At 64.8% G+C, this 25,665-nt stretch carries 11 protein-coding genes; 8 read left to right on the forward strand and 3 right to left on the reverse strand.

Annotated features, from left to right (window positions below; all coding sequences use genetic code 11):
• Window positions 1-229: 229 nt before the first annotated feature.
• Entirely contained in the window at window positions 230-3,391 is a 3,162-nt protein-coding gene (locus K9U15_RS00170; RefSeq protein ID WP_301155394.1) for an ABC transporter ATP-binding protein/permease, read from the forward strand.
• A 255-nt stretch (window positions 3,392-3,646) separates the two neighbouring features.
• Window positions 3,647-6,046, forward strand: coding sequence for an MBG domain-containing protein (locus tag K9U15_RS00175; protein WP_301155395.1), 2,400 nt, complete (start codon window positions 3,647-3,649; stop codon window positions 6,044-6,046).
• Between the two features lie 9 nt (window positions 6,047-6,055).
• Here K9U15_RS00175 and K9U15_RS00180 read toward each other — a convergent pair whose 3' ends face one another.
• Window positions 6,056-8,611 carry a LuxR C-terminal-related transcriptional regulator gene (locus K9U15_RS00180; RefSeq protein ID WP_301155396.1) on the reverse strand — a complete coding sequence of 852 codons (2,556 nt, stop codon included), beginning with the start codon at window positions 8,609-8,611 and terminating at the stop codon, window positions 6,056-6,058.
• Window positions 8,612-8,766: 155 nt separating this feature from the next.
• Here K9U15_RS00180 and K9U15_RS00185 point away from each other — a divergent pair, with 155 nt between their 5' ends.
• Both K9U15_RS00185 and K9U15_RS00190 read left to right on the forward strand, forming a co-directional pair.
• On the forward strand, window positions 8,767-12,102 hold the full coding sequence (locus K9U15_RS00185) for a hypothetical protein (RefSeq protein WP_301155397.1): 3,336 nt from the start codon (window positions 8,767-8,769) through the stop codon (window positions 12,100-12,102).
• A 48-nt stretch (window positions 12,103-12,150) separates the two neighbouring features.
• A complete protein-coding gene (locus K9U15_RS00190; RefSeq protein ID WP_301155398.1) occupies window positions 12,151-13,632 on the forward strand; it encodes an InlB B-repeat-containing protein in 1,482 nt (493 codons plus the stop codon).
• A gap of 14 nt (window positions 13,633-13,646) precedes the next feature.
• On the opposite strand, the gene K9U15_RS00195 is transcribed toward K9U15_RS00190, so the two are convergent.
• Window positions 13,647-16,205, reverse strand: a complete 2,559-nt coding sequence (locus K9U15_RS00195) for a LuxR C-terminal-related transcriptional regulator (protein ID WP_301155399.1) — start codon at window positions 16,203-16,205, stop codon at window positions 13,647-13,649.
• 49 nt (window positions 16,206-16,254) lie between these two features.
• On the reverse strand, window positions 16,255-17,556 hold the full coding sequence (locus tag K9U15_RS00200) for an ATP-binding protein (RefSeq protein ID WP_301155400.1): 1,302 nt from the start codon (window positions 17,554-17,556) through the stop codon (window positions 16,255-16,257).
• A 288-nt stretch (window positions 17,557-17,844) separates the two neighbouring features.
• On the opposite strand from K9U15_RS00200, the gene K9U15_RS00205 reads away from it, so the two are divergent.
• From K9U15_RS00205 to K9U15_RS00220, 4 genes are all read left to right on the forward strand, one after another.
• Window positions 17,845-18,222, forward strand: a complete 378-nt coding sequence (locus K9U15_RS00205; protein WP_301155401.1) for a hypothetical protein — start codon at window positions 17,845-17,847, stop codon at window positions 18,220-18,222.
• The gene (locus K9U15_RS00210; protein WP_301155402.1) at window positions 18,219-22,022 is read left to right on the forward strand and encodes a hypothetical protein; all 3,804 of its coding nucleotides are present in this window, start codon (window positions 18,219-18,221) and stop codon (window positions 22,020-22,022) included. The genes K9U15_RS00205 and K9U15_RS00210 overlap by 4 nt, the downstream gene beginning before the upstream one ends.
• 7 nt (window positions 22,023-22,029) lie before the next feature.
• A complete protein-coding gene (locus K9U15_RS00215; RefSeq protein ID WP_123673198.1) occupies window positions 22,030-24,093 on the forward strand; it encodes an alkyl sulfatase dimerization domain-containing protein in 2,064 nt (687 codons plus the stop codon).
• Between the two features lie 174 nt (window positions 24,094-24,267).
• Window positions 24,268-25,569 carry an ATP-binding protein gene (locus K9U15_RS00220; protein WP_123673196.1) on the forward strand — a complete coding sequence of 434 codons (1,302 nt, stop codon included), beginning with the start codon at window positions 24,268-24,270 and terminating at the stop codon, window positions 25,567-25,569.
• The last annotated feature ends 96 nt before the right edge of the window (window positions 25,570-25,665 follow it).

Here is a 25,665-nt window from a genome sequence, read left to right on the forward strand (position 1 = left end):
CCTTCCTTCATTCGAACCACACATTATAAGGCAAAGCGGCAACGCGCCCGAGGGCATTCCGAAATAGGCCCTCCAGAAACCGCGCGTCAAAGGTAACCGTTCGGTAAACTCGGTGAAGATTGGGGATTCTCAGCACGGGCAAGCGGGAGAATCGAGCATGATTGACGGACTATCAACCATTGCGTTACACCTGCGCTTCCTCCGCGAAGCGCGCCCCGAAAGGCACCTCATGCTGCAACTGCTCAACATATGCAAGTCCTACACCACGGCGGACTTCACGCAAACCGCGCTCGACAACGTGTCGGTGTCGTTCCGCGACAACGAGTTCGTGGCGATACTCGGCCCCTCCGGTTCGGGCAAGACCACGCTGCTCAACATCGTGGGCGGCCTCGACCACTACGACTCGGGCAACCTCGTCATCGACGGCATCTCCACCGAACAATATAAAGATAAGGATTGGGACGCCTACCGCAACAACCGCATCGGCTTCGTGTTCCAAAGCTACAACCTCATCCCCCACCAGACGGTGCTCTCCAACGTGGAGCTGGCGCTCACGCTGTCGGGCGTGTCGCGCGCCGAGCGGCACGACCGCGCCGTGGCCGCACTCGAGCAAGTGGGCCTGGGCGACCATGTGAACAAGAAGCCGAGCCAGCTCTCCGGCGGCCAGATGCAGCGCGTGGCCATCGCGCGCGCCCTCATCAACGACCCCGAGATCCTGCTGGCCGACGAGCCCACCGGCGCCCTCGACTCCAAGACGAGCGTCCAGATCATGGACCTGCTCACCGAGATCGCGAACGACCGCCTGGTCATCATGGTCACGCACAACCCGGAGCTCGCCGAGCAGTACGCAACCCGCATCGTGAACCTCTCCGACGGCGTCATCCGCAGCGACACCGACCCGTTCGTCCCCACCGCCGAGGACCTGCGCGTAAGCGAGAAGCCCGTGCGCCGCACGAAGATGTCGTTCCTCACGGCGCTCGCGCTGTCGTTCAAGAACCTCATGACGAAGAAGGGCCGCACGCTCATGACGGCGTTCGCGGGCTCCATCGGCATCATCGGCATCGCAGCCATCTTGGCTCTCGCCAACGGCGTGAACAACTACATCAAATCGGTCGAGGAGGAGACGCTCTCCGAGTACCCCCTGCAAATCCAGAGCACCGGCTTCGACATGACGTCCATGATGTTCGGCGCGGCGGGCGAGGGCGCGGAAGCCTCGGGCGCCGCCGAGGACAAGGGCGAGGACTCCGTCCACGTGGTGGAGATGGTGTCGAACATGGTGTCGAGCATCGGGTCGAACGACCTGGCCTCGCTCAAGAAGTACCTCGATTCCGGCGAGAGCGACATCGACCAGTACACGAACGCCATCGAGTACACCTACAACGTGGCGCCGCAGATATACAGCTCGAACACCGAGAAGCTGCGCCAGGTGAACCCCGACAAGTCGTTCTCCGCGCTGGGGCTGGGCTCCTCCACCAGCTCGAACAGCCTCATGTCCATGTCCATGAGCACCGACACGTTCTACGAGATGCCGAGCGACCCGGGCCTCTACCAGAACCAGTACGACGTGAAGGCCGGGCGCTGGCCCGAGAGCCCCACCGAGGTGGTGCTCGTGCTCACCGGCAACGGCGGCATGAGCGACCTCATGCTGTACACGCTGGGCCTGCGCGACCCCGCCGAGCTCGACGACATGGTGAAGAAGTTCGCGGCCGAAGAGGAGATCGAAGCCCCCGCCGACATAGAGGACCCCTCCTACGAGGATGTTCTCGGCGTCACGTTCAAGCTGGTGAACGCCGCCGACTACTACCAGCGCGACGACGAGTTCAACGTGTGGAAAGACAAGACCGACGACACCGACTACATGCGCGACTTGGTGGAGAACGGCGAGGACGTGCACGTGGTGGGCGTGGTGCAGCCGCGCGACGACGCCACCGCCACCATGCTGAGCTCGGGGCTGAACTACCCCGCCTCGCTGACCTCCTACGTGATCGACCAGGCCGCCGACAGCGCCATCGTGAAGGACCAGATCGCGCATCCCGACACGAACGTGTTCACCGGCAAGTCCTTCGACGACGAGGAGGCCGACGAGAACGGCTTCAACATGGAGTCGCTGTTCACCATCGACGGCGACGCCATCCAGGCCGCGTTCACCATCGACCAGAGCAAGCTGTCCGTGGACATGTCCAACGCCTTGAACCTGCAGGGCAGCCTGCAGAACATGCCCGCCGCCCCCGAGCCGAATATGGACGAGATCGCCGGATCGCTCGATATCGATTTACCGGTCGACCAGGTCAGCACCCTCATGTCCACTTTGATGGAGGGGTACGCGGGCTATCTCCAACAGCATCTCGCCGAGAATCCACCGAAGATTCCCGAACTTGATGCTAACGGCAAGCCCACCGGCAATATGGTAGACAACCCTAACTACACAAAGCCCCTTTCTGCCCAGGAATGGATGAACCAGCCAGAAATCCAAGCCCAGATCATGGCCGGCGTGCAGGGCATGGTCGACCAAGACGCCCTCAAAGCCCAGCTGGCCTCCGCCCTCCAAGGTTACGTCCAAACCACTATGACCACGTACATGGGGGCCATGGCGAACGAACTACAATCGCAGGTGACCACCGCGCTCCAGCAATCGATGAACCAGATGGCGAACAACATGGCCTCGGCCATGTCCATCGACCCCGACAAGTTCAAAGACGCCTTCCAGATGAACATGAGCGAGGAGGACCTCGGCGAGCTGATGATGTCGCTCATGAGCACCGAGGAGGCCACCTACGACAACAACCTGAAGAAGCTGGGCTACGCCGACCCGGCCAAGCCGGGCGGCATCGACATCTACCCCATCGACTTCGAGAGCAAGGAAAAGGTCATCGAGATCCTCGACGGCTACAACGACCGCATGACGGCCGACGGCCAGGAAGACAAGGTCATCACCTACACCGACTTCGTGGGCACGCTCATGTCCTCGGTCACCGACATCGTGAACATGATCAGCTACGTGCTGGTGGCGTTCGTGGCCATCTCGCTCGTGGTATCGTCCATCATGATCGGCGTCATCACCTACATCAGCGTGCTCGAGCGCAAGAAGGAGATCGGCATCCTGCGCTCCATCGGCGCCAGCAAGGGCGACATCAGCCGCGTGTTCAACGCCGAGACCATCATCGTGGGCTTCACGGCCGGCGTCATCGGCATCGGCCTGACCGCGCTGGCCTGCATACCCGCCAACGCCATCGTGTACTCGCTGTTCGACGTGGCGGACGTGGCCTCGCTGCCGTGGCAGGCGGCTATCGTGCTCGTGGGCATCAGCGTGTTCCTCACGTTCCTGGCCGGCCTCATCCCCTCGAGCGCCGCCAGCCGCAAAGACCCCGTGGAGGCGCTGCGAAGCGAGTAGGCACCTCGACCCCCTCCCCGAACTCCGGAAACGCGCGGCAAGCATCGGCCGCGCGTTTCTTTTTGCCGCAGCAACCCCAACTCATACGCCGCGCTGCCGCGCACGCCCCCGCTTCCCGTTTCACGCGCGGAGGAAAGTATCGGCTGAAACCTCATCCCGGATGATAGTTCTGCATTTTCGGGACTCGTATACTGGCGCTGGCGGCATAGGCACCGCGTGGCCGCTTCGGCTCCCATCTCGACAAAAGGGGTTGTTATGTCTCGCATCCAGAAGATCTCGCGCAGCGCCGCGGCTTTCGGAGCACTGGTGCTCGCGCTTGCGCTTGCGCTGTCGTTCTCGCTCAGCGCCAACGGAAACGCCCACGCCGACGCGAAACCAACAGGCGAGATCAAGGGCATCTCCCAAATCCAGAACCCCACGTACAATGGCGCGCCGCAGCAAGGCTACGGAGGAACCCCGTACTGCACGTACCGGGACGGCGCCGGAACCGATCAAACGTACACCGGGCCGTTCATCGCCACCTACACGGGCACCGTCTACCCGAACACGGCCTACGAGCATTCCTACGGCCCCACCACCGAGGCGCCTGCGCAAACCGGCAGCTACCAGGTAGAGCTCTCGCTGCCCGACAGCGCGCCCTGCACGGCAGCCCCGTCCGGAAAGAGCTTCACCATCGACCGGGCCCCGCTCTCCGCCACCGTTTCCCCCAGCGACGAAAACGCCACGAGGCCCTACGACTACTCGGAAACGCCGACGTTCACGGACGTCAAGCTGACAGCATTCACGGGCCTGGTGCCCGCCGACGAGGGCAAGGTGGACATAAGCGCAACCGGCGACGCGCTGAAGCAGGGCGGCACGGGCGCGCCGGTTTTCGATGGCAACGTCGCAACCGATAACGGCAAGCCGACAGGGAACCCGACGGGGAAGCCGTTCAAGGCCACAAGCGTGTCCTACAACAACCCGACCAGCTACAACTACGATCTGCAGACCTCTCCCGGCACGTACAACGTATCAGGTGAGGTCATGATAGTCAAAATGCCGATGCCGGATATCAACGAAGCGACCAAGCACGAGGTATGGAACGAGTACGGCGCCTCCTATAGCATGCCCGTGTATTCCATACCGAAGGGCAGCACGTCCGCCACGTACACGATCATCACGGACATGACGGAAACCAAGGGTCTATATAAAGCCGAGATCGTGTACCTAAACGGCGTGGCCTATCTCAAGGTCTACGCCAACGGCAAGGGCGACGACGCCTACGACGCCGTGACGGTTCGGATGAGCGCGCTCGAAAACCATGAGGACTTCAACGTCACCTTGCACGTGCAGTACTTTAGGGAGACAGTGAAGGCTATCGAAGGTGTGACCGCGCTGCCCTCGCCCGTCGAATACGACGGCCAACCCCATGCGGGCTTCGAGGGAACCCCGACAGCCTACTACCTCTACAATGGCAACCGCGTGGACTACGGCACTTTGCCGGGCGAAACGTTCGCCATCTCCTACACCGGCACGGCCGCCGACGGCACGCGCTACGATTCCACCACGCCGCCCACGAACGCCGGCACCTACCAGGTGACGATAGCGATCTCGCCGGGCCACGTATGCAAGGGCTCGACCGCGTTCGACTTCACCATCGACAAGGCCCCCGCATTCGCCACGATACATGCCGACGCACAGCTGCAACCCAGCGGCGTGGCTACCATCGACCTCGCAAGCGTGCCGGGGCTGCCGGGCGATTTGGGCTCCGGACCCGCCTACGCCGTGAAGTCGTTCACGTCGGAAGGCCTCGCCGACGCTTCGGTGGACGCATCGGGCACGCTCGTGCTCACGGCCAAAGCCGACGCCTTGGACAGCGCGACCGACACCGTGACCGTGGGGCTTTCCGCCATTGGCAACTACGAGAACAGCACGGTCGAGGTGACCGTGCGCTATGCACGCGCCGACGGCGTTGTCACGGGACCCACAGCCGCCACGGGCCTCGTCTACAACGGCGCTCCGCAGGCGGGCTACAAGGGAGTGCCGGCAGCCGTCTACACGCCTGCCGGCACGACGGACCCCCTCTCCTACAACGGACCGTTCGATATCTCCTACACCGGCACGGCCGCCGATGGCACGGCCTACGGCCCCACTTCCGCGCTGCCCACTGCGGCCGGCATCTACCGGGCGACGTTCGCGCTGCCCCAGAACGCGCCCTGCACGGGCGAGCCGCTCGTGCTCGATTTCGCCATCGACAAGGCGTCGCTCGTGTTCCGCGCGCTCGACGCCTCCATGACGGCGGGCGATTCTCTGCCGTCGCTCGGCTACGCCGCCGAAGGGCTGGCGGGCTCCGACCGCGTCGTCCAGGAACCCCGCCTGTCGGTTGCGGGCGACACGACGGCGGCCGGCTCCCTCGTCATCGCCATCGACGGCGGCATCGTGGACAACCAGGCCAACTACTACGTGTCCTATGCGGGCGGCACGCTCACCGTCAACTCCGCCCCGAAGCCCGACCCCAAGCCCCTTCCCAAGCCCGCGGCGAAGCCCGAGGCCAAGACCGCCCTCGCCGCAACCGGCGACAGCGCCCTGCCCGAGCTGCTCGTCTGCGTGGCGGGAGCCGCCGCGCTCGCCATCGGCATCGCCGCCGGAAGGCGCCGCCGCGCCAAGCGGGACTGACGGCGATCCCTACAGCAGCCCCAGCTCGCGGGCTTTGAGGACGGCGTCCATAACGTTGTGGACGCCGAGCTTCTGGTAGGCCGCGGCCGTGTGGCTCTTCACGGTGGGGACGGTCAGGCCCGTTTGCTCGGCTATCTCGGGGGTGCGCAGGCCGCGCGCCAGCAGGGACAGCACGCGCGCCTGCTGGCGGGACAGCTTCACCGGCTTGCCGGCGCGCGGCGCGGCAAGGTTCGCGCACACACCGCGGAACCGGCGGCCGCGCTCGTGCGCGGCCAGCAGCGCCTCCTGCACGAAACCGCGCTCGAGCGGGCCGTCGTAGCCGGGGCGCGCAATGCGCGCGGCCAAGCTCTTCAGCACCGGCTCCACCGAAGCGCCCTCGTCGGCCACCACGCGGAAGAACCCGTAGGGCGCGAGCGTCTCCAGGGCCTCCGCCAGCGCGTCCACCGCCTCGTCCTTGCGGCCGCGCGCCCACAGCAGCGCCGCCGAAAGCGCGCCCGCCTCGCCCACGTCGAGCGGCCGGTTGAAGCCGCGCCCGAACTCGGCCAAGTCGCGGAGCAGCGCCTCGGCCTCCTCCGCGCGTCCGAGCGCGATGTACGCCCGCGCCGTCGTGAAGTGCTGGAACACCCGCACGAGGCCGATGCGCTCGGCCTCAACGACGAAGTACTCGTCGAGCCATGAGCGCGCCGCGCGGGCATCGGCGTCGAACAGCGCGAGCTTCGCCTGGTAGGCGCGCAGGTTATGCAAGAATTGCGACGCTTCCTGCGCAACGTAGGCCTCCAGCTGGGCCAGCGCGCGGGCGGCGTCGTCCGCGCGCCCCATCTGCCACAGCACCGCATGCTCCATGATGCCGATGCACACGCGGCCGTCCTCCTTGTTCTCGGGCACGAGCGCGCGCCGCGCCTCGTCGATGCCCGCAAGCGCCGCATCCAGGCAGTTGCGCTCGTACTCGAAGCAGGCGGGGATGAGCGGGCGCACGTAGCACCACTCGGTGCCCAGCAGCGGCGCGAACGTCTTGCCCAAAAGTTCCATCCCGTCCTCTTCGAGCGCGATGGCCGAGTAGTCCACGTTGCTGCGGTGGGGGTACGGCAGGTTCTGTGTGAACGACGTGAGCGTGGTGGCCAGGCCCTTCGGCGTGAAGCGCTTGATGAGGCACCCGAATTTCGAGAACCTCCGCGCCTTGTCGATAATGGTGGTGCGGTGGTCGATGCTATGCGAGAGCGTGGCGGACTCGATGAACCGCGGGTCGAATGCCGCGATGCGCGGCAGCGCGCGGTACAGCTCGTCCAGATGGTGCTCGAACCGCTCGCGCTGGCCGGTGAGGTAGTCGTACCACAGCGCCAGGATGTGCAGCGGCGGGCAGTCGCGGTACGCGCGGTCCGGCAGGTCGTCCAGCCGCAGCGTGCCCATGAAGTCGGCGCTGTCGGCCACCGAGCCGCTGCTGCTTTCGTACAGGTACAGCAAGAGGTACGTGTCCATGCCCTTGAAATCGGCGCTCTCCAGCCAGAACCGCAGCGCCTGCGTGTAGTCGCCTCGCGCGCGGAAGAACTCGGCGGCCCGCTTGCAAAGCTTGGCGCGGTCGACGCCCTCTTCGGCGGCTTTCTCGCGCAGGAAGTCGCGAAACAGGTGGTGGTAGCGGTACAGGTTGTCCGAGAGCCGCATGAGGAACGTGTTGGTGCGCGCAAGCTCCTCCATGACGGCGACCGCGTCGGCGCGCTCCGAAAGCAGCTCGGCAAGCGCCGGGTCGAACTGCTCCGCCACGCTGGTGGCCACGCAGAAGGCGCGCAGGCTTTCGTCCCACGTGTTCCACACCTGCTCCTCGAAGAAGCTCGCGAACAGCGTGCTGCTGCCGCCCCTCGTCGCGCGGTCGGACTTCGCGAGCGCCGCCACGCCGATGGGCCACCCCTCGGTGGCTTCGAACAGGGCGCCCGCCTCGTCGGGCGCGAGGTCGCGGCCGAGCGCCTGGAAGTAGCCGCGTATCTCGTCGGCCGTGAAGCGCAGGTCGGCCGCGTCCAGCAGGGCCGGGCCGCCGTCGGCACCGAGCGCGGCCCACTCCGCGGGCAGCACGCCGCGCGACAGCAGCAGCACGCTGAACGCCCGCGGCAGGCGCTTGAGCACGGCGGGCAGCGACTTGCGGATCTCCCGGTTCTCTACGAGGTGCACGTCGTCCAGCACCAGGACGTAGCGGCGCTCGAGCGGCGTCATCTCGGCCAGCAACCGAACCAGGTGCTCCACCGGCGAAAGCGAGAATCCGGGCTCCTCGATCACGGCGCGCAGGCCGTCGTTGCCCGGCTGCACCGAGTACAGGCCCAGGGCCAGCTGCTTGTAGAACACCGAGGGAACATCGTCGTAGCGGTCGAGGCCGATCCACACGCAGGGGCGCTTCGCCTGCTTCAGCCACAGCAGCGCCGACACCGTCTTGCCGCTGCCCGCCGGCGCGCCCAGGTACACGAAGCGCCGCGTGCGCACGGCGCGCTCGATGGCGTCCACCACCCGCAGGCGCGGCGCGCACACGTCCGGCAGCGCCGCCGGAGCGAACTTGTCGCTGAGGATGAGATCGTCTGCCACCGCCGCCCCCTTCCGCCGTCGCAACCCGGCTTTTTATCGAGAGTATACCCCAAAACCTCATACTGTATGATGGTGCCGCCCCGCCTCCGAGCGTATATTCGAAGCGAAACACGATTGCATCGTTAGAGTTTCAACCCCGTACGCAAGGAGCAGGCATGTCCGAGAAACACGGCAGCAGCATAACGTTGACAAGGCGCTCGTTCGTGGCAGGAGCAGGCGTGGTGGCGATCTCATGCTCGCTCGGCTCCGTCGGGCCGCTCATCCCCCGCGCGCACGCGGACGAAGCGGCGCTCGACGCTGCGGCGCCCGCATCGGCCGACACCGCAGCCGCCACGTCGCAGGCGAACGCGCAGAACTATTTCCCCGACGCCTCGTCGTACCGCGCCTTCAACCTGGACACCTCCGTCGCGCCGGCCGACTTCAACGACGACACGTCGAACGATCCCCTCGCGGGCTTCACGACGCTCGATCCGCAGAACCTCTACGTGGGCTACGTGAACCGAACCGACTACGACAAGGGGAGCGCCTACGTCGCCGACAGCCTCGAGGCGCTCACCGCATCCTCGATGAAGCTCGACAGCATGGCTCGCAAAACCCTGGGGTCGACCACCCTCGACACCAACTGGAAGGAATACCAGTACCACGCGAACAACGCGTGCACGCTCGAACATAGCGGAGAGCAGCTCATCGTCTCGAACACCATCTACACGGGCACCTATCAGTCGGGTCACGGCAACAATCGCGAAAGCGGACAGGATATCCAATTGCAGCGCTTCGCGAACGGGCAGGTTCAAACGCTGGCCAGAACCCGCCACGGCCTGACCGCGAAAAACGACCCGCTCATCATGGAGCACATTCAGCAGGAGGGCTCGCTCGGGCTCTTGGCCATGGTCGGCGGCGATTTCGACGGCGACGGTAACCAGGAGCTCGCCGTCTACAACCCCTACCCCGCAGGTCCCCACATCGTCATCTACCGCTTCGATTCCTCGAAGAACGCGTTCGTCAACGAGCAGGTTATCTACCTCGGCGACATCCATTCCAGCTTCGGCGGCGAATTCAGCGACTGGTTCATGCCCATCATCCACCTGGCCACGTTCTCGCACGGCAGCTACGACGACCTCGTCGTCACCATGAGCCTGCCGCTCACCTACCATAACAGCCTCGGGTTCCGCAGCACGCCTTCATACATGGCCATCTACTCGAGAAAGACCGGGGGATCGTGGTCCCAGCTCGAGCAGGTTTACAAGTACATCCCCGACTTCGGGGACTACCGCATGCGGTTCGTCTCGACGCTGCAGACCGACCTCAACGGCAACGGCGAACCCGAGCTTATCCTCGCCGGCCACTACAACTCCTACAACAGCGGTGACAGAGTGGGCTGGATGGAGTCGGATAAGAACCTCGTGCAGATGTTCACGTTCGACACGACGGAGCACCAGTACCAGTTCGTCTGGGATACCCCGCAGGTCGTATCTGCGCTCAGCGATATCTTCGTGCAGTACGAGATGTGCGCGCCCGCCGCGCTCGCCACGGGCAAGTTCCTGCGCTCCGAGGCCAACGATCTGCTCTTCTTGGAGGGGTACGTGTTCTCGCTCTCGTCCACCAACAAGAAGGGCGATTCGGAGGCGGCGCACTTCAGGGACGGCAGCTTCACCTCGCTGTACCATATGAACCTGACGGGCAACCGCAACCACTTCATCACCAAAGCGGTATCCGGCAACTTCGCCAAAACGAACATCGGCACCGAGCAGCTCATCGTGCAGAGCGGGGCGGTGGAATCGAGCAACTACAAGGTCACCTTCGACGTGCGCTGGGTGTTGGAGCGCAGCGGCAAGCTCGCGACCGAGGACACCGATCCCAGCTTCATCCACAACGCGAGCACCGACGACAACGGCACGTTCTTGACCATCGCCGCCTGCGATATCAACAAGAACAACGCGTTCAAGTTCGCGCTGAAGTCCAAATCGTTCGGCTGGAGCGCGCCGCAACCCCTCGCCATCCTGGCCAGCGTGCCCTACTGGAGCGAGCTCTCCGACGAGCGGCTCGGCGAGGAGAAAACGGACATCGGCACCACGACCTTCGGCATCTCATCGTCCGAATCGGCGGGCACCGAGGGCAGGTGGGGCCTGGGCGGCGGCTTCAACATGTCCGCCGAGCTGCTCCTGGGCGCCGGGATCCTCGGAAACAGCGCCATGCTGGGCGGCGGCTTCGATTTCGAGGCGATGCTCAACTACGTGGGCAGCTACTATCATGAGCGCAACGTCGAACGCGCGCTCGCCTACCAGGAGTACGCGGGCAGGACCATGGTCGTGACGTCGGCGGTGCCGGTGGTCGTCTACGAGTACGACGTGTACGTGCCCGAGTTCACGGTCACGCAGGACTATCTCGACGAATACAACAAGCACGCCGCGCCCGGCAAGCAGTGGGGGCCGGAAAAGGTGGGCACCAAAGCGGGAAACGTCCACGTGGCCTACAAGGTGGACAACACCTACGATGCCACCCTCGGGCTCATGACACTCGAGGATTACAACAATGCGGCGGCGAACGTGGGATCCAAGGACGTGCCGCCCATCGACATGGCCGCCGTGTTCCCGCACACGCAGGGCGACCCCACCACCTATCCCACTCAAACGAGCCAGATCGCGAACGTGCACAACAACGGCAGCGCCCTGCTCGCGGGCCCCAACGTGCAGGTTGCCGCCGACAAGGGCTCGACGGCTTCGGCAGAGATCACGGTAACCGACACGTCCCAGTTCACCAACGGGTTCGACATAACCGTGGGCGGAGGCATGTCCTTGGCCGTGCAAGCCCAGGAGACGATCGGCATCGCCCTGTCCGTGAGCGGCCACGCGGGATGGAAGGCCGAAGCGACGGGCGGCGCCAGCTGGGTGTCCTCGCAGACGAAGGGCGCGCAGTTCTCCACGTCGCTGCCCTCGCTGCACCCCCTTTCCTACCTGACGCACGGTGGGAACGAATACTCCTACGCCACGCGCCTGGCCGTGTGGCAGACCGATGCCGTGGCGAAGAACCCGCTCGTCATCGGCTACGTGGTGGAGGGAACCGGGTCGGGCGCCGCGCCGAAGAGCCTTCCGCTCTACCCCATGGCCTACAGCGCGAACGAGCACAGCATCATCTGGGCCTGGAGCAACAACACCACCCGCCCCGCAGGAGCCTACGGCGTGGCACTGCCCACGAGCACCAACGAGTGGACGGTGCCCGCCGGCAACGTGATGGGCGTCGACACGGGCAGGTTCTGGATCGAAGACGGCCTCGCCGCGGGCGACACCCGGCAGGTGCGGTTCCAGTCCTACGATGACCCGGGCCAGAGCAACCCGAGCGCCTACAGCCCGGCAATCGTCGGCACCACGATAGGCGGCGACGTCCCCGCCATCGACGAGCAGCCGAAAAGCGTGACCGTGTTCGGAGGAACCCCCGCTACGTTCTCCGTGCAGGCGCACTCCCAACGCGGCGAGGCCCTGAGCTATCAGTGATTCTACCTCGACACAAGCAACAATGCCTATGCGGAATGGAAGCCCGTCGTGGGGGAAACAGGGCCCGACTACGCCATCGATGCGGCCGACACCCTGTGGAACGGAACGCTCTTCTGCGTGGACGTGATGGACCGGACGGTCAACGCAAGCGGCGTGGTGCCGACGGTGCGCTCGCAACCGGCGCGGCTGGGCGTCGAGCAAACGAGCGCAATCGCCGACCCCGACGCAGCTGCGGCGACGCTCAGGATGGTGCCGACCGTCACGCTCGAACTGGCGCCCACCGACGGCAACACCATCGTCCAGCACCGCGACGAGTTCTTCGTTCCCTATGGATGCGAATTCGATATGACCTTCACCGTGAAGGACGCTGAGGGCAACCCGTGCCTCGGCAAAATCACCCTCTCCAGGTACACCTACGAGAACGGCAGCCGCAATGTCGGAACGAGCAAGGACCTCGCCCTCATAGACGGACTGCATACGCTTCAAGGCGACTATCCCGCCTCCGATCCAAGCTCAAGCTACTGGCCCCTTACTCCTTCGGGAGGCGACGGCACGCGGGTGTTCGAAGTCGAGGCTCGCCTTTCGCTGGACAGCCCCACGGTGACCAAGGTGCTGCCCATCAACGAGTACTTCATCATCAACTACGGCGTGGTCCTGCCAGAGCGCGCCGCCCACCTGCTCACTTGCGACACCAAGGGCCTTCTGCCCGGCGGACCGACGTACGCCCTCACGAAGCACATGCCCCTGCCTAGCATCGCCCCCGCAATGGTGGGCGCCCAGTTCGATGGCTGGTTCACCGATGCCGACCTGGCAAGCCCGTTCGAGCCCCCGTTCGCGTCCGGCCCCGGCCAGACGACGGTGTACAGCGCCTGGTCGCAGAACGAGTACGCCATCTCATACGAGCTGGACGGCGGCACGAACAGCGCCGACAACCCCGCTACGCTCATGAACGACAGCACGACCGTCACCCTGCGCGACCCCTCGAAGGAGGGCTACGCGTTCGAGGGATGGTTCGCCAACAGCTTGTTCTCGCAGCCCGTCACGGCCATCCCCCGCGGCGCGACGGGCGACATCAGCCTGTACGCGAAGTGGAGGCTCATCGAGTATCCCCTGTTCTATTTCGCGGGCATCGGCAAGAACCCCGCAGGAAACCCGACCTCCCACACGGTGCTCGACGGCGAGCTGCCCATCGCGCCGCCCACGTTCGAGAGCGCCAAAGCGGGCACGAACGCCTGGTACGCGGACTCGCTGTTCACGCAAAAGGCGCCGGGCTCCATACCGGCAGGCAGCATCGGCGACGAAGCGTTCTACGGCTACGCGGACTTCGCCCAGCCGGAACCCGAGCCCGAACCGGGCCCCGCGCCCACGCCGGAGCCCACGCCCGGCTCGACGGACCCCGCGCAACCTAAGCCCCTCGTCAGGACCGGCGACCGTCAGGGCCCGCTGCACCTCATCGCCGTGGCCGTCGTGACGGCCGGCGCCGCCCTGGCCGCATCGCTCGGCTTCCGCGGAAAGGAGGACGATCGGTAAAGAGCCACCTCCCCCTACAGTAGCCCCAGCTCTCGCGCGCGCAGAACGGCGTCGGGCGCGGCGTGGACGTCCAGCTTGCGGTAGGTCGCCTGCACGTGGCTTTTCACCGTGGGCAGCGACAAGCCGGTCTCGGCGGCGATCTCGGAATTGCGCAGGCCGCGCGCGAGCAGTTCGAGCACGCGCTTCTGCTGCGGCGACAGCTTCACCGGCTTGGTGCGCACGCCGAGGTTGGCGCATACGCCGCGGAAGCGCCGCGCGCGATCGTGCGCGGCCAGGTAGGCCTCCTGCACGAACGCGCGCTCGAGCGGCCCGTCGTAGCCCGAGCGCGCCAGACGCTCGACCAGGCTCTTCAGCACCGGCTCCACCGCCGCGCCCTCGTCGGCCACCACGCGGAAGAACCCGTAAGGCGCGAGCGCTTCCATCCCCTCGATCAGCACGTCCACAGCCTCGGCCCGACGACGCGCGGCCCACAACAGCGCCGCCAGGAGCGCGCACGCCTCGCCCACGTCGAGCGGGCGGTTGAACGACCGCCCGAACGCGCGCAAGCGTTCCAGCAGGCGTTCGGCCTCGTCCGCCTCCCCGAGCACGATGAGCGCTCGCGCGGTGGTGAAGTGCTGGAACGAGCGCACGAACACGATGCGCTCGACGTCGGTGACGAAGTACTCGTCCAGCCACGCACGCGCTGCGCGCTTGTCCGCATCGAACAGCGCGAGCTTCGCTCGGTACGCTTTCAGGTTGGGTAGGAAATGCGGCGCTTCCGCCTCCGTGAGCGCCACGAGGTCATCGAGCGCGGCCGCAGCCTCCGATTCGCGCTCCATCTGCCATAACGTCGCGTGCTTCATCACCATGATGCACGCGCGCCCGTCCTCGCGGTTCTCCGGCACGAGCGCCTTCTCGGTTTCGCGCAGCCCGGCGAGCGCCTTGTCCAGCCGATTGCGCTCGTAGGCGAAGCACGCGGGCAGCAGCGGACGCACGTAACCCCATTCCGCCCCCAGCAGCGGCGCGAACGTGCGGCCGATCAGCTCCATGCCGCCGTCCTCCAGCACGATGGCCGAGTAATCCACGTTGCTGCGATGCGGATAGGGCAGGTTGTGCGTGAACGACGCGATCTCGGTGGCCAGCCCCGCCGGGGTGAAGCGCTTCACGAACCGGCCGAACAGCGAGAATTTCCGCGCCTTCTCGATGATGGTGGTGCGGTGGTCCACGCTGTAGGCCAGAAGCGCGAACTCCATGAACCGCGAATCCGACGCCGCGATGTGCGGCAGGGCTCGGTACAGCTCGTCCAGGTGGTGCTCGAACGCCGTGCGCTGGCTGGTGAGATAGAAGTACCACGCGGCCAGCACGCGCAAAGGCGGGCACACGCGGTACGCGTCGGCGGGAAGCGACTCGATATCGAGCGTGCGCAGGAAGTCCGCGTAGTCGGCAACCGAGCCGCGCGCGTTCTCGAACAGGAACAGCAGCAGGTAGGTGTCCATGCCGGAGAAATCGCCGCTCTCGAACCAGAACCGCAAGGCGCGCGTGTAGTCGTGCCGGTCGCGGAAGTGCTCGGCCGCGCGCTTGCAGAGCACCACGCGGTCCACGCCCGCCTCCGCGGCCTTCTCGCGCAGAAAATCGCGGAACAGGTGATGGTAACGGTACGTGTCGCCGTGCAACCGCGAGAGGAAGGTGTTCGTGCGGGCGAGGCGCTCCATGACCTCCCGGGCGTCGTCGCGCCCGGACAGCAGTGCCGCCAACGTCGGGTCGTACTCCTCTGCCACGCTGGTGGCCAGGCAGAACGAGCGCAGCTGGTCGTCCCAAGCACCCCACACCTGCTCTTCGAAATAGCTCGCGAACAGGTAGTGGCCGTTGCGTCCGTCCGTGCGATCCGACTTCGCGAGCGCCGCCACGCCGATGGCCCACCCCTCGGTGGCCGCGTGCACGAGACGCGTCTCGTCGGGCGTGGGAAAGCGGCCGAGCGCGTTGAAGTAGCCGCGTATCTCGTCGGGCGCGAATCGCAGATCGTCCGCTCCGAGCACCGCCGGGCCCTCCGCGCCGCCGAGCGTGCGCCATTCCTCGGGCAGCTCGGCGCGCGACAGCAGCAGCACGGCGAACGCGCCGGGCAGGCGGCGGAGCACGGCAGGCAGCGATTTGACGATCTCGCGGTTGCGAATGAGGTGCAGGTCGTCGACGATCAGCGCGTAGCGGCGCTCGAGCGGGCGCATCTCCATCACCAGCTGCACCGTGTGCTCCACGGGCGACGCGGAGAACGTCGGGCTTTCAAGCACGGCGCGCATGCCCGCGTTATCCGGCTGGATGGAGTAGAGCCCCGTCGCCAGCTGCTTGTAGAACACCGAGGGCACGTCGTCGTAGCGGTCGAGGCCGATCCACACGCACGCGCGCTTCGCCTTCTTCAGCCACAGCAGCGCCGACACCGTCTTGCCGCTGCCCGCCGGCGCGCCCAAGTACACGAAGCGCCGCGTGCGCACGGCGCGCTCGATAGTATCCACCACCCGCAGCCGCGGCGCGCACACGTCGGGAAGGTCCGCCGGTGCGAACTTCTCGCTGAGAATCAGCTCTGCGTCGTCACGCTCCACACATCCTCCTTGTTCGCGTCAAGCTGAAAGTATAGCGCTCAACCGAGAACTATATGCCCAACGTATCGATAGGAGCAACCTGGACGCCGTCTTCCCTCATATGCGCGACGCCTCCACTGCCAACGACGACGACCAGGGCCTTCGGCGGACGCTCCCCCTTGGTGACCAGCTTTTTCCTCGCGGCGATTAGGCTCTTAGCAGCCACATCGACCTGGTCCATCCCCAGCTTCACCTCCATGGCCACCCAATCTCCGTCAGGTTTGGTTACAACGAGATCGACTTCAAGGCCGGTTTCGTCCCGGTAATGCCGCACCGAGGCACCAACGGCTTCCGCATAGACCAACACGTCATGAGTTACGAGAGATTCAAAAAGGAAGCCGAGGGTTTTCGGATCGTACATGAGGGCTTCCGGCGATGCGCCCAGCGCCGCGGCGGCGAGGGAAGGGTCGGCCAGGTGGTGCTTCGCCGCCGCTCTAATCCTCGCAGGTGACCGCAAGGCCGGATCCCAAGGAAGGATGTCGTCAACGAAGAACATTCGCCGCAAGGCATCAAGGTACTCCTTCAGCGTGGGATACGTTATGCTTTCGTCCTGTTCGGCCATATCCTTCATGATCGTCTTCGAGGTGGCCAGCGTTGCCTCGTTTCGTGCGAGCGACGACACGAGCTTGCGAACCTTATCCCTGTCGCGCTCGACGCCATCTACCTCGTGGATATCCTCTTCGATAACCGCGTCGAGATACTCTCTTGATATAAGGGCCGCGTCTTTGGTCTCCATGCCTATCGCAGCAGGCCAGCCGCCACGCACCACGAGCTCTGCAACCGAACGAAGATCGAGGTGGGATACGGCAGAATAACCCTTTCCCTCGAACAGGCCGGCAAGTGACACCTTCCCGGACGAAAGCCCCTGCTCGGATAACGTCATAGTGCCCATCCTTATACGGGCAATCCGTCCGGCGCCACTGTGCTTCGGCTGCTTTTGCGAGCCGCCTTCGCCAGCGCGCTTCTTGGGCGTCGATGAGCCGGTGAGGAGGTAGAGGCCTTTCGAGGCGGTTCTGTCGCATTCGTATCGGACGGCGTCCCACAGTTTCGGAACATCCTGCCATTCATCGATGAGCCTCGGCCTCTCGCCGCTGATGGCAAGCGAAGGCTCCAACTCCGCGATGGTTCTCTCGCGAAAATCCCCTTCGGGGTTCGCCATACTCGTCTCGGATACGACATGGTTCTTTGCTGTGGAAGTCTTCCCACACCACTTTGGACCCTCGATGACCACAGCGCCGAAAACTCCGAGATAGCGGTCGACCATGGTATCGACAATCCGAGGGAGGTATCCGTCAATGGTCAGGGTGTTCATAAGCACCTCTCTACTGGTTTCAAAAATACTCTATTCTCATTTTTATTTTTTTGTTAATTTAATTTTAAAAAATTCTTTTAACGCATTTTAACTTTCCCACCTCGCCTGTCAACCTGCGCAACAACCGTCTTGTCCAAACGGTTGATCCGGTTGGGAACATCGCTCCAATCGCTGGCAAATATGCAAAACCCTCATCCCGGATGATGGCTTTCTCCGGCGGCTGCCGATATCGTACAAGGGGGAAACAAGGTCTCGCACCCTTCGCCAAGCAGACGACAGGAGGCACCCATGAACCGATCGAACGATGCGTTCGACTTCGCCATCCGCGTGGCCGAGCTCGTGCGGTACTTGCGAGAGAAGCCCGAGCGCTTTCCCCTTGCCGCCGAGATGCTGGCCGCCGGCGTGCGCGCGGGCATGGCGGCGCGCGATCTGGAAGATCTGGCCGGCGCCGCCCAGGCGTCCCGCGCCCGCGAGGCCGCAGCCGCCATCGAAGAGGTGAGCTACTACCTGGAGATGGCCGTGCGCTCCGGCTACCTGACCGAGCTCGAAGCTGCTCGCGTCCGCCAGATGGGAACTGGCCTGCAGGAAGCGCTGGCAGGAGAGCCCCCGCCCCCTCCTGCCGACCAGCCCTCCCCCGACCGCCCAGACCAAGGAGCCTCCTCATGAGCATCACCGCCCGCAAGCGAACGTCCCAGTCCCTGCGCTCGGCGCTCTGCCTCCTGCTTGCGTTGAGCTTGATCGGCTTCATGGCTCCGATTTCCAGAACGGGCAGCGTAACCGCCTTCGCCATGCAAGGAGAGGGAGGCGCGCCCGAGTCGCAGGACGCGCCCGCGCCGGACGGCCCGAGCGACGATCCGGCAGCCGGCCCTGCGGCCAAGCCGGCGGACAATCCCGCCGACGAGCCTGCGACGGATCCCTCCGGCAATCCCGCAACCGATGCCGCCGACAAGCCGGAAGGCGACGCCAACGAGAACGCCCCCGCCATCGCCCCGGCCAGCAGTGACGACCCCGAGGTGCGCGGCCCCGGGGACTGGGTGCTCGACAAGGTGTACGGCGTCGTTTTCGGCCTGGCGGAAACGGTCGCCTTCAAGGCGCTGAACGAAGCGGTCGACCCGCAGGACGCCGAGCAGCTGAACAAAGTGCTCGACTTCGTGGACGGGTTGCTGGGAGGCAGCTCCGGCATCGAGCACGAATGCGATCAGATCCTGCAAGCCGTGCAAGACCTGAGCCAACAGCTTGGCGACCTCGAGAACAGCATCGACGCGCAGTTCAACGCACTCGAGCAGACCGTGACGCTCAATCAGATAGAAAACCAGCGGGCACAGATCATCAAGATGAGCGACTCGGTGTACGCGCCCGCGCTCACCGCCTACCGCGAGTTCATCGATGCCTCGAAGGCGTACGCGGAAGCATGGGGAACCGCCAACGAAAGCGCACGGCGCGAAGCGGCCGAAACCAAGGAGCGCGCGCTGGTGGCAGCGTTCGACAAGCTCGACTACGAGGCCGACCTGACCACCATCGAAACCTACGGCATATTCATGGGCAGCTACACCAACCATCGCTACCTGCACAACCTCGACCAATACGCCGACGAAGCGCTCGCCTTCGACCACCAGCGCTACGCGCTGCTCACCGCCGGCATCAACGACGTGGTGATGAACCTGAACATAGTCGCCTACGTGCAGCGCCTCGAATACGATTACTGGAAGGCGAAGGCCGACAACGCCCCCGCCGACGCCGACCTGCGCACAAAGGCGGCCGACCTCGAAAACAATCTGGTCACGAACCTCAACCGCATCGTGAGGGACATCAACTTCACCGCATCCGAATTCGCGAACAAAGACGGCGACGCCTCGTGGCCGCGCACCGACCTCCTCACCCTCATGCGCCCCTACGACTTCCAAACCGAGTACGACTTCGACTACGCGAGCTCGGCCAGCAGATCGTTCAAGTACCGGCTGCCCGACCCCAACGGCAAGGCGACCACCACGGCGTTCTACACGTCGCAGGCGGTGAGAACCGCCCCTACGATGCCGGTGTATCGCGCCGCCGTGAAAGGCGCGCCGTTCTTGGTCGTCGATGGCAGCCGGAACCTCTCGTACGGAGAGAAGCATGGCGACCTCATTCACGGTCTGCGCTATTGGGAGAAGATACCCTTCGGCGGCATGCTGTTCACCTCCGAGTACTACGGCTTCCCCGACCAGGATTTCTTCAATGTGCAGTCCACGAAAGACGGCGTGTACGCGCCTCCCGCAGATTTCGGCCCGCTCGCGCCCCTGGTCAGCCAACCCAGCTATGCGGGCTCACGCGGCTCTCTCGTCGAGCACCTTCGAAGAAACGGCATGACGTCGATCGGGCAGGCGCCTTACGTGCTCATGAACAGCTACGTCTCTCCGGCGCCTCACACGGGCGCCCTGTCTCAAAACCATTACTCGCTGTTCAATCTGTACCGAACCGCCATCCCGACCAACGGCGACTACAACTCGGCCAAGGTCAAGCTCACCATGGAGGATTCTGCGGGAGACCCCGCCATGCTCGTCGTGCTGGCGCGCAACCCCGACAAGCGGGAAACGAGCCGCCTGCACGTCGCGAACGCAGACGGGCTCGCGATAGAGACGACCGACCTGGCCGGGAACCAGCTGCCAGCCGACGTTCCCGCCGGAACCTGCGTCAAGGTGGCCGTCACTGCCTCCGATCCCGTCGCCCTCGATTCGCTTGTGCTCAAAAACGCAAACGGCGACGAGCTGGAAACCATCGCGAGCTCCGAGGCCGCCTTGCTTGCCGAGGGGTCGGGAACCACGATGACCTTCGCGTTCTGCATGCCGTACCAGGATGCCTACCTGATAGCCACGCCGGGCGAGGCCATGCCCAACCCGTTGCACTTCGCCACCGACTCTGAGGGAACGTACCTGATCAGCACGCTCGACGATCTGGTCAACGTGTCCGCCGCCTACGAGCAGCATCCCGCAATGTACGAGCATGCCACGTTCCGCCTGACGGGCAACATCGAGAACACGCGCCGCCCCGCCCCCGCTTGGACTGCCCCCATCGGCAGCGAGGAGCATCCGTTCACCGGCACCTTCGACGGGGCCGGATTCGGCATCGGCGGCTTTTCCATGAGCATGGACGTCTCGGACAGCCCCCTTAAAAACATAACCTTCGGGGGCTTGTTCGGCGTCATCGGAGACGGCGGCACCGTGCGCAACCTGGCCGTGTACGGGACGGACTTTTTCGGATTCACCACGAACCACGTTATCGGGGTGCTGGCCGGAGCGAACCACGGGCGGATAGAGAACTGCTCCACGGGCACGGCGCAAACGTGGTATCACGCACCCAGCTCGGGAACCATCACCCCTGAAGAGCTCCGCCTGCTGAACGCCACCGTTCGCAGCACGCTCGCGGGCGGACTGGTGGGTGAAAACCACGGCGACGTGGTGAACTGCTGGTCGGGAGCCGACGTGATCGCTTCGACAGCGGGCGGTTTGGTGGGTCGCGCCGCGGACGGATCCTCGGTGTGGAACAGCTACGCCCTTGGCTGGACGACGGACCCGCAGGTACTTTTCGGCGGGCTCGTCGGCGAGAACCGTGGCGAGGTGGTGAACTCGTATTCGGGGGCTATCGGCGTTTTGCGTCCCAAACCCTCCACCGTGGCGGGCACGTTCATCGGATCGAACCACCATGACGTGTTCTTCGGCTATACGTTCGCGCAGTTCGATCAGAGCCCGATAGGGGAAGGATCGGTAGGCGACGCCGAGGACGCGAGCCTGGCCGAGCTGCCCACCGCGACCATGATGTCGCAGGAGTTCGCTGACATGCTGAACGAGCAGGTTTCCGGCGACATGCGCTACTGGGCGTACAGTGCCGACACGAACGCAGGCTTCCCCTACCTGGTGAGCGATCCCCTGATCGAGCGCACTCTGACCGACGGCGCCACCGGCATCACGCTGCAGGGCACCATCCATGCCGGGGCCGTGCTGTCCCTAGAGGCGCTTGACGAAGGAAGCGCCAGCCACGACGCGCTCGTGCGGCACGCGAAAGAGGCCGACCTGCTGGGAGAGCTGGCAGCGGCCTATCGGGCCCTGCTGCCCGTGAACGGGAGGAAGTCGGGCCAGACGGCGCTCGGCGGGCCTGTCACGCTGCGGATTCCCGTGCCTGCGGCTTTTGCGGGAAGCAAGGTCACGGTGCTCCAAGAGCATCCCGACGGCATGGTGGCGCTCGCTGCCCACGTCGCCAACGGTATGGCGACGGTGCAGGTGAGCGCAGTGTCGCCCTTCGCCGTGATCGTGGATGGCGCAGAGGTCCCGCCGGTCGCGAAACCGGATGCGGCGGGCGGCGGCACGAAGCTCGCGCCCACCGCCGATTCTGCGGCTGGTTTGATGGCAGCCCTCGGAGCCCTTCTGGCTTTGGCAGGCGGGGCGGCAATACTATCTCGCCGACGGCTCCGCAGCGATTCCAAGCGAAAGTGAGACCCCTATGACCAGCAACCATCGCATCGATCGACGCACGTTCGTCGCCGGAACGTTCGCAACCGGGGCGCTCGTGGCCGCCGGGGCCGCTGTGTGCGGCTGCTCGGCCGACGGCGCAAGCGGCGGGGACGGATCCTCCGCCGCCGCAGGCTCCGCGCCCGGCAACCTCACGGCCGATCCCAAGCCGGCCACCGAGACCACGCGCGGCGCCAACGACGCCGTGTACGCGCTGCTCGACTTCTCCGACGAACAGGAGCGCGAATTCGCCAGCCGGGGGCTCATCGCCGCGCCGGACGCGCTCGAGATCGCGGACAATGCCGGCAAGGTGGTATGGAGCCAGAAAGCCTACGCGTTCTTGGACGGGGCCGACGGCCAGCCGGCCGACGCGCCCGACACCGCCAACCCCAGCCTCTGGCGCAACGCGCAGCTCAACCACCTGTTCGGCCTGTTCGAAGTCGCCGACGGCATCTACCAGGTGCGCGGCTACGACATGACCAACATCACGTTCGTGCGCGGCGAGACGGGCTGGATCGTGTTCGACCCGCTCATGAGCTGCGAATGCTCGCGCGCAGCCTTCGCCTTGGTCGCCGAGCACCTAGGCGAGCGCCCCGTCGCCGGCATCGTGATGAGCCATCCGCACGTCGACCACTACGGCGGCATCAAGGGCATCGTCAGCGAGGAGGACGTGGCCGCGCGCGGCATCCCCATCATCGTCCCCAGCGGCTTCGCGGAGCACGCCGTGGCCGAGAACGTGTACGCCGGCAACGCGATGGGCCGCCGCGCGGGGTATCAGTACGGCACGTTCTTGGAGCCGGGGCCGCAGGGGAAGCTCTCCATCGGCATCGGCATGGGGCAGTCCACCGGCACCGTGTCCTATATAGCGCCGAACGACCTGATCACGGCCACGGGCGAGACGCGCGAGGTGGATGGCGTGCTCATGGAGTTCCAGATGACGCCCGGAACCGAGGCGCCAGCCGAAATGAACACGTGGTTTCCCCAGTTCAAGGCCCTGTGGGTGGCCGAGAACTGCACGGCCACGCTGCACAACCTGTACACGCTGCGCGGCGCCGAGGTGCGCGACGGCAACGCATGGGCGAACTACCTCATGGAAACGCTCGCCCGCTACGGCGACCAGGCCGAGGTGACGTTCCAGGCGCACAACTGGCCGCACTGGGGTGCCGAGTTCATCCGCGAGTACCTGGTGAACACCGCCGCGATGTACAAGTTCATCGCCGACCAGACGCTCATGCACCTGAACCAGGGGCTCACGTCCAACGAGATCGCGCACCTGATCCAGCTACCGCCCGCGCTCGAGCGAAGCTGGTACACGCGCCAGTACTACGGCACCGTCGCGCACAACGCGAAGGCGGTGTACCAAAAGTACATGGGCTGGTACGACGCGAACCCCGTGCACCTGAACGCGCTGCCGCCGGAGGAATCGGCGCGCAAGTTCGTCGAATACCTGGGCGACGCAAACGCCGTGCTGGCGAAAGCAAGCGCCGACTTCGAGGCCGGCCAATACCAGTGGGTGGCCGAAGTGACGAACCTGCTCGTGTTCGCCGACCCGTCCAACCAGCCCGCCCGCCTGCTGTGCGCCGACGCGCTCGAGCAGCTGGGCTACGCCGCCGAGTCCGGCCCGTGGCGCAACGCCTACCTCACCGGCGCGAAGGAGCTGCGCGGCGGCGTGGACGCCGACCCGAAGTTCCGCGCCAGCGGAAGCGCCGACATCCTACGCGCCATGACGCCCGACATGATGCTGGATTACCTGGGCATCCTGCTCGACGCGAACGCGGCCGCCGACCTCGACCTCGTGGTGAACCTCGCGTTCACCGACGACGACCCCTACGCGCTCACCGTGCGCGCGGGCGTCGTGCTCTACGAGCGCGGCGTGCAGTATGCGGATGCCGACGCCACGCTCACCCTGCCGCGCCTGGGCATGTTCGCCATCCTGAAGAACGACACGGCCGCGCAGGCGAAGAACATCCAGGTAGAAGGCGACCCCGACGTGCTGAAGAAGCTCACCGAGCACCTGGTCGACTTCGACTTCTTCTTCCCCATCGTCGAACCGTAAGCCAAAATGTCCCAAATGGGGACTGTCCCCATTTGGGACATTTATTCGGATTTCCGGTAGTCAATAATTCGGATTTTCTCCGTTTCAACATTCGGATTTTCTCTAATCACTCCTTCGGATTTCCGCATTCCTGCTATACTCTACGTGAGAAAACAGCTTGCGAATGGAGGCAACATGGCCGACGACATCAAACCGGCGGGATACCGGCCGCGAATCGTCGATACGGAGATACGCCGGTTTCTTGAAGTTTTCGGCGCCGTGGAAGTCGCGGGCACGAAATGGTGCGGCAAAACGTGGACGTCGCGCGCACATGCCGCCAGCATCAGTTACGTCGACCGTGGAAACAACCTGGCGCTTGCTAAAGCCGATCCTTCCCTCATGCTCATCGGCGACGCGCCGCATGTTATAGACGAATGGCAGCGCGTGCCGGCTCTTTGGGATGTCGTCAGGCACGCTGTCGACGACGCCGCTGGCAAGAAGGGCTTGTGGATTCTCACTGGCTCATCCACCCCGCGGAAGAAAGAGGAGAGGCCCGCCCACAGCGGAGCCGGCCGTATAGGACGTATCCGCATGCTGCCGATGAGCCTTTCCGAATCAGGCGAGTCGAACGCGGCCGTCTCCCTCGCAGGGCTGTTCAGAGGTGAGTTCTCCCGGCAAAAAGTGGAAGCCGACACGCGTGAGCTTCTTGATGTCGCCTGCCGTGGCGGTTGGCCCGAAGCGATCAACGCGCCTACCGCAAGGGCGCAGACTATGGCGCGCGAATACTTGCGCGCGATCTTGGATGAGAGCATTCCCGCCCTCGGAAAGAGCAGCGATATGGCCGAAAGGCTAATCGCGTCGCTTGCAAGGAACCTCTGCCAAGCCGCCACGTATCAGACCCTGCGACTTGATATGTACGGCGGTGAGGAAGATCCTGAAGGCCTGGCTAACGATAAGACCATCGCTGATTATCTCGAAACCCTTCGATCGCTTTACTTTATTGAGGGTGTGAAAGGATGGGTTCCTCCTGCACGCTCACCGAAGCGTGTGCAGTTGAAGGAGAAGCGCTATTTCGCCGATCCGTCGCTCGCCGTCGCAGCGCTTGGCATGACGCCCGAATCGCTCTTGGAAGATTGGCAGACATTCGGTCTCATCTTCGAGAACCTTTGCATGCGCGACGTGCTCGTGTATGCGCGTGCGCTTCCGAATGTGGGAATGACCCCCGTGCGCTACTATCGCGACGACTCGGGACTTGAAGCCGACGCGATCATTGAACTGGCCGACGGCCGCTGGGCGGCACTCGAATTCAAAGTGAGCGAGGACAAGGTTCCCGATGGCATAGAAAACCTCGAACGACTGCGAGCGAAGCTGCTCAAAAATCCGCACGCACGGACGCGCGAACCAGAGTTCCTCGCCGTGATAGTGGGGCTGGGCGAATATGCCCGCAAGTCAAAAGAGGGCGTGTACGTCATTCCTCTGAGAACGCTAGGGGCCTAGGGTCGCTTTTTCGGAAAATCACGGTTGGGAAGTTCGGATTTTCGGTAGTCGAGAGTTCGGATTTTCGCCGATTTGTGAAATCCCAAATGGGGACTG

This window comes from Gordonibacter sp. RACS_AR68, from assembly GCF_030418485.1.
Taxonomy (GTDB): domain Bacteria; phylum Actinomycetota; class Coriobacteriia; order Coriobacteriales; family Eggerthellaceae; genus Gordonibacter; species Gordonibacter urolithinfaciens.